Source organism: Pseudomonas sp., assembly GCF_049300855.1.
GTDB lineage: Bacteria > Pseudomonadota > Gammaproteobacteria > Pseudomonadales > Pseudomonadaceae > Aquipseudomonas.
The window spans coordinates 108983-116607 of sequence record NZ_JBAQKH010000002.1 but is presented as its reverse complement, the minus strand read 5'-3'; the positions used below and the strand labels follow the sequence as shown (position 1 = coordinate 116607).

Here is a 7625-nt window from a genome sequence, read left to right as displayed (position 1 = left end):
CGGCTGTGGACGGATCAGACATCCTCGGCATTCCTGCCCTAGAGGCTGCACCGCAGGCACCGCATATTTGGGTATACCCGCCGACAAAAGCAGCAGATGGAATTCTGGTCAATCCGGTTTATCCGCCGGAGTACCGGGATTTTATTCTGGTCTTTCCGGCGAGCTCGGGGGTTAGGCCGGTATATATAGTCTTAAACGTTCCTAAAGATTTCAAATACCACCCCGCCCCTGTTTCGCTGCCGGCCTTTCCAGACGTGAAACCTGCACCACTGAAAACCTCCGTTCGCGGTGGAGGAAAAAAGCGAAGACGTTGGAAAGATGCATCGGGGAAAATTTACGAATGGGACTCTCAGCATGGCAAGGTTGAGATGTACACCAAGCAAGGAAAACATCTTGGAGAATACGACCCGAAAACAGGGGAACAAACAAAGCCTGCCGATTCCACAAGGAGAGTAGAAAAATGAAGCATGTAATAGAGGTATTCGATCGAAAGACTGAGGATTTGCTCCTGACCGTAGAGATCGCGGCGCATTACGAGGAAGCATTGAAGGCGCTGATGAACTGGCAACAACCTGAAGATGAGTTCGATGGCTCGGATTTAGACGAAGAGCAGATCAAAGTTTTGGAGGACTGGACTGGAGAAAAGCTCTTGGACGCAACTCATATAGTTCAGTTGGTGTGCATCGAATGACTTATGGCAACTTCAAGCTGAATCACACCGTCGAGGCATTTAATAAACGCACAGCTCGGTTAGTTTTCGAGATCCCCGTTCCCGATGGAAACATTGAGCGGCTCAGAGTAATCATGCATTGGGTCAATCCCGAAGACGAAATCTTTGGCTATGACCTCGACCAAGAGCAAATAAAGCAATTGGAAGCTTTAATCGGTCGAGCTTTCTACGACTCCAAATACAATTTTCAAATGGGTTGTCATGGAAGCGAGTAAATATCCTAAAAAAAAACCCGACCAGTCTCCTGATCGGGGTTTTCTTCAACGACTCGCTATCGCTTAGTGCGAAACGCGGCTGGTCCCGCCAACGGTGGAGATGCGCACACGCTCGCCAACGCGGAACACTTCGTTCTCCTGAACCTGCTGCACATAGGCACGCATGCTGCCGTCGTCTTCACGTACGGTGATTTCCACGCCTTGGGTACGGGTCAGACCTTCCTCAGTCGCCGAGCCGATCAGACCGCCCGCCACCGCACCGATGACCGCAGCAACGATGCTGCCCTTGCCGCCGCCGATGGCGCTGCCGCCGACGCCACCCACCGCTGCACCGGCGATGCCGCCGATCGGGGTTTTGGTGCCTTCGATTTTCACCGGGCGCAGGGATTCGATGGTGCCCATGCGAATCGTCTGCACGCGACGCGCTTCGTCACGGGAGTAGGAGTCACCGGTCAGGCTCGATTGGCAGCCGGTAAGCAACATCGCCATCGTGGAAAAGGAAGCAACCAGCAGAACAGACTTACGCATAGCATCAACTCCAAAGGAACATATATTCATTAAACTCCGCGGCTTGACGCCTGTCACGACGCCGCCCGGATAAATTGGCTTTCATTCAGGCGCGGTACAGACGCCTGCACGCTTTCCCTGACATAGCCCTACAGTAGCGCCAAATGAGCGATTCTGCGCCACTGACACCAAGGATTTTCATGGATTACTTCATCATCGTCGTCACCACTGCCGCCGGTTTGTACTTCCATGGGTGGTTGTACGTGCGGATCAAACGCTGGATGGATCGCGACCTGGCGTTGTCGCTGGCCGGCAAGGACGAAGACAAACGCGCCTTCATGCTCGAACAGCTGGCCAACGCTCAAACGCAGAAAATCAAGCGCCGGGATCTACCGAAGTGGCTTGAGGCCGCCGCGGCAGGCTATCCCGCTCGGTAGACTGCTTAGGGTGCCAGACGTTCAAGAATCCAGTCGGCGCCCTGCACACGGTAGTTGAGGCGATCGTGCAGACGGCTCGGACGGCCCTGCCAGAACTCGATGCGCTCGGGCAGCAGGCGATAACCGCCCCAATGTTCCGGGCAGTCGGGTTGCGTGTCGGAGAAACGCTGCTCGGTGGCCTTGAGCAAATCTTCCAGCTCACCGCGCCCGTTGATCACCCGACTCTGCGGTGAAGCCCAGGCACCGAGACGGCTGCCCAGTGGACGCACCTGATAATAGGCATCGGACTCTTCTGGTGTGACCTTCACCACCCGCCCTTCGATGCGCACCTGGCGTTCGAGAGCTGGCCAGAAAAAAGTCATGGCGGCAAACGGGTTGGCCGCCAGATGCTGACCCTTGGCGCTGTCGTAGTTGGTGAAGAAGGTGAAGCCCTGCTCGTCCAGGCCCTTGAGCAGCAGAATGCGGCAATGCGGTCGCCCATCCTTGTCGACCGTGGCCAGGGTCATGGCGTTGGCTTCCACCGGCGCCTGTTCGGTTTTGACCGCGTCAGCGAACCACTGGTGGAACAGCGCAAACGGCTCGGCCGGGGCTTGCGCCTCGGTCAGACCATCCCGGGTGTAATCACGACGCATATCTGCCAGAGCCTGGGTCATGGCGCATTCCTTTTCGTTAGCGGATCACTTCTTGGTCGTATCGGCTGCGGCGACTTTCTTGTCGGTCGCGGCGGCTTTGGCTGGAGCAGTCTTTTTCGCTGGAGCCTTGGCCGGGGCTTTTTTAGCCGGAGCCTTGGCAGCCGCTTTTTTCACCGGAGCCTTTTTGGTTGCCGGTACAGCAGCTTTTTTCGCGGCAGGAGCCGGAGTGACCGATTTGGCGACTGGCTTGACGTCCTGTGCCGCGACCAGGGTCACTGGCTTCGGTGCCGGCATGTTGTATTTGCTCAGCAGGGCAACCATGGTGTTCTGCGGGGTCACCAGCAATTCAACACGACGGTTCAACGCACGACCTTCAACACTGTCGTTGGCCGCACGCGGTGCTTCGGAACCCATGCCACGCAGCATCAAACGATCACGCTGCAAGCCGCTGAGGCGGAAGATCGCGGCAACGGCCTGGGCACGTTCCTGACTCAGTTTGATATTGGCCGGGGCGGCACCGGTGGTATCGCTGTGACCGAGGACCAGCACGGCGGTTTTCGGGTCGGCTTCAAGAATTTTCGCCACGCGGGTGAACGGGCCAAGAGTGACCGGCAGCAACATGGCTGGGCGATCCGGGTTGAACGAGCCTTCGACTGGCGCTGTTACCACCAGCACGTTTTCACGGCGCTCGAGTTGCAGATTGCTGTCCTTGACCGCCTCACGCAGGCGCGGTTCGTAGTCATCCAGCCAGGCTTGGGTGACTTTAGGGTCCGGCATCGGCACTGCTTGTGTGGTCGGCTGATCCTTGCCGCCGAACGGCCACCACCACTTGCCGCCACTGTCGGCATCAGCCTTGGCCACGGCGACCGGCTTTTTGGCTTCCGGCGCGACTTCCGCCTTCATGTCAGCCTTGGCGGCTTCATCATCGGAACCGAACGGCCAGTACCAAGGGTTGCTGCTTTCTGTCTTGGCCACTGGCGCAGTGGCCGCAGGTTTCAGCGGCGCCGGAGCCGGCTCCTTGGCGGCCACTTTGTCGGAAGAGCCAAACGGCCACCAACTGCCGCCGTCCGCATCGTTTTTTGGGGTCTGTGCACAACCGGTGATCGCTACACACAGGGCCAGGGCGAGGGTCTTTTTAGATGACATTGAAAATCCACAAAATGAAGTAATGAAAAATCAGAGCACTTTCGCCCGGATAAACAGCCGTTTTGAAACGAAAAACCGCTTGAGGTTCCGACCCTGGAACCTCGGATGAAACTTTACAGACAAGTGGCAAGTACCCGTGCGAGCTTCTGCGCGCGCGGATCCATCAAAACGTAAGGCCCAAGGGTATTTGTCACAAAACCAAACGCGACATCATGCTCAGGGTCAGCAAAACCGATGGAGCCGCCCGCGCCCGGATGGCCAAACGCCTTGGGGCCGAGGCCATAAGTGGCATTAGGCACGTCCGGTTGATCGAGCATGCAGCCCAGACCAAAACGAGTGCGGGTCAGCAAAGTCTTGTCTTCGCCAAGGCTGTGTTCGCGGGTCAGCTCTTCGAGCATGTCGCTTTCGAGCAGACTGCCGTCGAGCAGGCCGGCATAAAAACCGGCCAGACTGCGCGCATTGCCGTGGCCGTTGGCCGCCGGTTGCTGCATGCGCCGCCATTCAGGTTTGTTGGTGCTGGTCAGCACCGATGGCGGATTGGTAAATGCACGGGTGGTCATGGCGGTTGGCTCGCGCATAGACACTTGCAGCAGGCGTTGCGCGGCGGCATCGCCAGCGTTGCCCTTGCCGCGCGCGATGTGCGCCACGCGATGGAATTCTTCATCGGCCAGGCCAACGTGAAAGTCCAGGCCCAACGGCTTGGCCACACGCGCGACGATCGATTCGCCCGGCCCACGACCGTCAGCGCGGCGCAGCAACTCACCGATCAGCCAGCCATAGGTGATTGCGGCATAACCGTGGCCGGTGCCCGGCGTCCACCAGGGTGCTTCCGCCGCGAGGGCATCGACCATGGTTTGCCAGTCATACAGTGCTTGGGGGGCGAGCAATTCACGCAGTGCCGGCAAACCGGCCTGGTGGCAGAGCAATTGGCGCAAGGTTATGGCTTCTTTGCCGGCAGCGGCGAACTCCGGCCAATAGCGAGCGACCGGAACGTCCAGCTGCAACTTGCCTTCGGCGACCAGTTGCAGCGCGGTGACGGCGGTAAAGGTTTTGGTGCAGGAGAACAGGTTGGCGATGGTGTCGCTGTGCCAGGCTTCAGCGCCATCCTTGTCGGCGGTACCAGACCAGAGGTCGAGGACGGTTTCTCCACCGACCTGAATGCACAGGGCTGCGCCGCGTTCCTGGGGATCGTCGAACAATGCGGCGAAAGCTTCGCGCACCGCTTCGAATTGAAGCTCGTAATGTCCCTGAATCTGCACCCGCAACTCCCCCGCGAAAACGCTCTACAAAGTGGCCCGCATTGTTCCAGCCCTTGAGGGATTTGGGAACAGCTGCGGGCCAGACGGTTATTTCAGATATTTCGGTGCAGCAGTGGCTCAGATCTCAGTGACCATTGCCGGAATGTCCACCGGCATGCCCTGCCCCCGGCCCTTTACCGGCCTCGCCTTTGCGCCCGCCCTCAGCCTCGTGCCCCGCCGCTGCGGCCGTTTTCTCAGCCTCTTTGCCAAGCTGATCAATGGCCTGCAAATTGCTCTTGCGTACCGTTTCGACAAAGCCCTGATACGGCAGATCCGTCACCCCGACCAGGCCGAAATGACCATTCTCGCCATCGAGCACACGTCCGGTCACCGGCTGATCCAGATACTGGAACCAGTGCACGCCGACTATCGATGGCTCATTCAGCGCCTGTTTGAGGAAATTGGCGTACGCCGGGCCGCGATCTTCTTCTTTGCTCAGTTGCGTTACGCCGCCCCAGAACGGGCCGCGATCGGCCGAGCCGAAGTTGAACTCGGTAATCAATACCGGTTTGTCCAAAGCGCCCAGTGCGGCAAAGTCGTAACCATCCTGCGGTTTCAGTGTGTACATATTGAAACTCAGCACATCGCAATACTGTGCGCAGGACGCCACGGCTTCCGGGGTGCTGATGGCGAAACGGCCGCCCAGCAGCAACTGATTCGGCGCGTGCCATTTCAGCGAGTCGGAGATGGTTTTGAAGTAAGTGTCGGCGAAGACTTTCTGGAAATATTTGAAGTCAGCCTCGATTTCCGGATGCTCCGGGTTCGGCAGCGGCGGCACGAAACCCGGGTCTTCCATCAATTCCCACGCCGGCAACTCGATACCCCAAGCCTTCGACAGCCCCGCCTGATTGCGATACTTGTCGCGCAACTGTTTGAGGAACGCCCGTTTGGCCGGCACGTCGGTGGTCATTTTCAAGGTGCCATAAGCCAGCGCATAGCGCGACTTCGCATCGTCGCCGGGGCCGGCCCAAGCCAATTCGTTGTCAGCGTAATAGCCGATCAGCCAGGGATCGTCGCGGTGATCACGGGCGGCAATGGCCACGGCACGCTCGGTGGCCATGGCGAAGCGCGGGTCGAACGGATCCGGCATGCCGCCCCACCAGTCGTTGCCGGTGCTGATGCTGGTGTAATCGCCAACGATCGACAACGGCAGGGTATACGGCACACGCTCGGCATCACTTAACGAATCGGCACTCCAGTTGCCGACCGTGTTGAAGCCCCAGGCTTGCAGGCGATCGAGCGTGTGGTTGGCCCACTGTTGCTCATCGACAGCGGCCTTGCACGGCTCGGCAGTTTTTTCTGTCGTTACTTGTACCGTTTCAGTCTTGGCGGCTTCAGCGACGCCAGACTTCGGCTCCGCAGGCACAGCGACAGGCTCAGCCGCTTTCACCGCAGCAGATTCGGCAGCTTCGGACTTGGCCGCGTCAGCGACGCCGGATTTAGCTTCACTGTCTGTTTTGCACGGATCGCCGTAAACACGCTGCAAGTTGGCGCCGTAGAAGTCGTACCAGCGTCCGTAACCGTAACCCCGGCCCTGATCGGCACCGTTGCCACCACGGTTGTCGCCCTCGCCAAAATGTCTGGCCAGTGGCTCATCGGGTTTGGGCAGCGATTCGAACATGTACTCTCGACCGGCGACGTACGTCTGGTTGACGTCCGGGCTGACGGTGTTCACGCCCAGCGAGTAAAACGGATGACCTTCAGGCGTGACCAGATACCAGCGACCGTCACGTTTTTCTGTGCGGAAGAAACCGCTGGCCTTGAACGCCGGGCCTTTGCTCCAGCCACCGAACTTGTCCAGCGAGGACTTTTCGCGCTCGGCCAGCCAGGTTTTCAACTGCTGCTGTTCCTTGGCGGCAGCGGATTTCAGCTGTTCGTCGCTGGCGACTTTTTCCGGCCATTTGCTGCGGGTCGATTGCCCGTAAGCGTCGACCAGATTGCCGTAGACAGCTTGGGTCACGGCATCGCCGTCCTGCACGCCGAAACGCTCGAGCAACAAGCTCTGCGCGACTTTCGGCTGATCCATCGACAGGCTCACCGACACCACCTGGCTGCGATCCAGCTCTCCGCTGCTGCTGGCCAGCAATACGCGCTGACCATCGACGGTCATCGGCATCGGCGGCCCGGCCTTCATGCCTTGGCTCAACGGTGTCGAGGCCACCAGCGGCACCAACAGGGTTTGCGCCGGGCCGGCCGGCAGGTCGACGCGGCTGACCAGCGTCTGGCCATTGTTGCTCTGGATTTGCACGTAGACCGTCACGGCCCAGTTCATCGCGCTCTGCAGGCGCAGGCTCATCATGCCCGACTGCGACCAGTCCCACGCGCCGGTCTGCGGCGCCAGGCGCAAGGTCGGCCGCGCCACCGGGTTGAACGTCACACGGCGCAGCACTTCACCTTCCGGGGTTTGTTCGGCGTTGGCTTGCGGCAGATCGGCGTTTTCAGTGGTGACTTTGACCACGTCGGCAGGGCGTACAAAGTTGAACAGGGTCTGCTGACCGGCGGGCGCTGCCAGCAACGGGGCAGCGAAGATCAAGGCGAATACGGCAGGCAACGAACGGCGGATCATAAGAACGGAGTTCTCCCTAACGACCAACTAAGGCCAATGGAAAAGCATGGCAGAGAGATAGACAACGCGGCGGGCAAAACTGCCCACCGTTGTC

General features: G+C 59.2%; 9 protein-coding genes. 4 read left to right on the top strand and 5 right to left on the bottom strand.

The features are described from left to right. From WA225_RS00755 to WA225_RS00745, 3 genes are all read left to right on the top strand, one after another. The coding region (locus WA225_RS00755; protein WP_422606493.1) for a colicin E3/pyocin S6 family cytotoxin at positions 1–464 on the top strand (464 nt) is incomplete at its 5' end. After that, complete coding sequence (locus WA225_RS00750) at positions 461–691, top strand: DUF7683 domain-containing protein (RefSeq protein ID WP_422606492.1); 231 nt, start codon at positions 461–463, stop codon at positions 689–691. The genes WA225_RS00755 and WA225_RS00750, both read left to right, overlap by 4 nt. Beyond that, positions 688–945 (top strand): DUF7683 domain-containing protein, encoded by a 258-nt coding sequence (locus WA225_RS00745; protein WP_371043141.1) that lies wholly within the window; start codon positions 688–690, stop codon positions 943–945. Before WA225_RS00750 ends, WA225_RS00745 begins: the two co-directional genes overlap by 4 nt. A 63-nt stretch (positions 946–1008) precedes the next feature. On the opposite strand, the gene WA225_RS00740 is transcribed toward WA225_RS00745, so the two are convergent. Next, positions 1009–1473, bottom strand: a complete 465-nt coding sequence (locus tag WA225_RS00740; protein WP_008086349.1) for a glycine zipper 2TM domain-containing protein — start codon at positions 1471–1473, stop codon at positions 1009–1011. 179 nt (positions 1474–1652) lie between these two features. Here WA225_RS00740 and WA225_RS00735 point away from each other — a divergent pair, with 179 nt between their 5' ends. Further along, positions 1653–1889 (top strand): hypothetical protein, encoded by a 237-nt coding sequence (locus tag WA225_RS00735; RefSeq protein WP_422606491.1) that lies wholly within the window; start codon positions 1653–1655, stop codon positions 1887–1889. 5 nt (positions 1890–1894) lie between these two features. Here the strand turns inward: WA225_RS00735 and pdxH are convergent, their stop codons facing one another. From pdxH to WA225_RS00715, 4 genes are all read right to left on the bottom strand, one after another. Further along, entirely contained in the window at positions 1895–2542 is a 648-nt protein-coding gene (gene pdxH / locus WA225_RS00730; protein ID WP_422606490.1) for a pyridoxamine 5'-phosphate oxidase, read from the bottom strand. Positions 2543–2566: 24 nt separating this feature from the next. Further along, positions 2567–3667: an OmpA family protein gene (locus tag WA225_RS00725; RefSeq protein WP_422606489.1), complete on the bottom strand. Its 1101-nt coding sequence runs from the start codon at positions 3665–3667 to the stop codon at positions 2567–2569. Positions 3668–3780: 113 nt separating this feature from the next. Continuing rightward, positions 3781–4926, bottom strand: a complete 1146-nt coding sequence (locus WA225_RS00720; protein ID WP_422606488.1) for a serine hydrolase domain-containing protein — start codon at positions 4924–4926, stop codon at positions 3781–3783. 124 nt (positions 4927–5050) lie between these two features. Then, on the bottom strand, positions 5051–7531 hold the full coding sequence (locus tag WA225_RS00715) for a beta-galactosidase (RefSeq protein ID WP_422606487.1): 2481 nt from the start codon (positions 7529–7531) through the stop codon (positions 5051–5053). Positions 7532–7625 lie beyond the last annotated feature (94 nt).

Bases quoted from the DNA above. Each gene is read 5' to 3' on its own strand.
- WA225_RS00740 (WP_008086349.1), bottom strand. From the start codon at position 1,473: ATGCGTAAGTCTGTTCTGCTGGTTGCTTCCTTTTCCACGATGGCGATG.
- WA225_RS00750 (WP_422606492.1), top strand. From the start codon at position 461: ATGAAGCATGTAATAGAGGTATTCGATCGAAAGACTGAGGATTTGCTC.
- pdxH (WP_422606490.1), bottom strand. From the start codon at position 2,542: ATGACCCAGGCTCTGGCAGATATGCGTCGTGATTACACCCGGGATGGT.
- WA225_RS00725 (WP_422606489.1), bottom strand. From the start codon at position 3,667: ATGTCATCTAAAAAGACCCTCGCCCTGGCCCTGTGTGTAGCGATCACC.
- WA225_RS00715 (WP_422606487.1), bottom strand. From the start codon at position 7,531: ATGATCCGCCGTTCGTTGCCTGCCGTATTCGCCTTGATCTTCGCTGCC.
- WA225_RS00745 (WP_371043141.1), top strand. From the start codon at position 688: ATGACTTATGGCAACTTCAAGCTGAATCACACCGTCGAGGCATTTAAT.
- WA225_RS00735 (WP_422606491.1), top strand. From the start codon at position 1,653: ATGGATTACTTCATCATCGTCGTCACCACTGCCGCCGGTTTGTACTTC.